Origin of the sequence: Photobacterium lucens (genome assembly GCF_009873615.1) — a bacterium.
Lineage (GTDB): Bacteria > Pseudomonadota > Gammaproteobacteria > Enterobacterales > Vibrionaceae > Photobacterium > Photobacterium lucens.
In genome coordinates this window covers 1-1,507 of sequence record NZ_SSMG01000332.1, presented here as the reverse complement: position 1 = coordinate 1,507, position 1,507 = coordinate 1, and the positions used below count along the sequence as shown (strand labels likewise).

The following is a 1,507-nucleotide window of genomic DNA, read 5'->3' as shown; positions in this document are numbered from 1 at the left end:
TTCATAAGCATAATTATCTGTTTTGAGTAAGTTAAAGAGGCGAGCCACTGTGCTCGCCTTTCTTATATTTGAGATATAGAAAATTAATTAAATTTCGTTGTGACTTTTCTTGTTGCTATGGCGTTTGTGTAAATACAGTCGAGGTTTCTCAAGGACTGAAAAGGCATAAAAACAATATAACAATTAGAGGAGTAGTATCATGAAATCAACAATCACTGCGGTTTCCGCTGCGGTTGGTCTGCTGGTATCGTCAGTTTCTTATGCTGATACTGTTAGCATGTTTGATTATGAAGAAGCCACATCGGCTTATGAAGATGCTTATTTAGATGCTCAATTTGATTTACGTAGTGGTAATCAAGATCAAACCAGTTATAACGCGGTGATGAGCGCCAATTATGATCGCGTATTCTCATCTGCAAATCGCAATACTCGCATTGATTTTACTGGCGACGGCACCATTAGCCAAGGACCAAACGCCAATGATGAACGTAAAGAAACCTATCAAGCATTAGCGTCATTAACCAATGATATGTATTTTGCCCCAACGGTGAATGATTTTTTCTGGTACGGCAAAGCTGAAGTGGGTGCACAAACCGATATGGTTGACCCATTCACCAAGTTAACTGTCGGTTTAGGCTATGGTCGTGTGGTGAATGCAACCCCAATGGCCAAAGCGATTCGCGTGGTTCAGGCATTGCAAGAGCGTGGTTTACTACGTGGTAACGTCTCTCGTGAAACATACCAGAATGTTGCTCAAGTGATTGCTAAAGAGCCAGCTTATCGTAGTCGATATGGCTCTGCGGATTATGCGGAATATTGGGTTGAAGATATTGGTAAGGCATTAGGTGATAACCTTGGAGCAAGAGGGGCGATCAAATCTTACGATGTCTTAGTTAATGAGCGAATTTCTACTCGTAAATATGGTTGGTTAGTTCGCGCTGGTGTTGGTGCTGTATTAACGAACTATGATGGTTCTGATACAAAGCCAGCGCTAGAAGTGGGTGCTGAATATCATTATCCAATCAATAACCAAACCCAATTTTCTAATGAAGCGATCTTAACGGCTATTTTGGATGATGGTGATAATGGCTTTAATGCATCAAACACGATGTCGTTAACTTATGAGCTTCGTGACAATATCGATTGGGAAAATACATGGTTATTAACCTATGCAGCCAGTGATAAAACAGAAGATCTCATGACTAATTCGCTGCGCTCTACTTTCCGTTACTATGTATCGAATTCGATCAGTTTGTCGTTGTCGGCTGGGGTATCGAAAACAGAAGATAATATTGATTATAATCCAGCAGATCCAAGCACCAATCGAAATGATGATGTTGATACTACCGTCAACTTTGGTGTGACTTATCGTTTGAAATAGTAAATCAACCGCTTAGCAACCAAAACACATGCTTTCTTTTTTATAAGACAAGCATGTGTTTTTTTTTGCATATAGTAAATAGAGCAATAAAAAACTATCACTTTTTTGTCATTGAAAAAATAAAAT

The 1,507-nt window shown here is 39.3% G+C and carries 1 protein-coding gene; it reads left to right on the top strand.

Annotated features, from left to right (window positions below):
* Positions 1-199 precede the first annotated feature (199 nt).
* Positions 200-1,381: a DUF481 domain-containing protein gene (locus E5A76_RS14260; protein WP_161119318.1), complete on the top strand. Its 1,182-nt coding sequence runs from the start codon at positions 200-202 to the stop codon at positions 1,379-1,381.
* Positions 1,382-1,507: the final 126 nt, after the last annotated feature.

Bases quoted from the DNA above. Each gene is read 5' to 3' on its own strand.
- E5A76_RS14260 (WP_161119318.1), top strand. From the start codon at position 200: ATGAAATCAACAATCACTGCGGTTTCCGCTGCGGTTGGTCTGCTGGTA.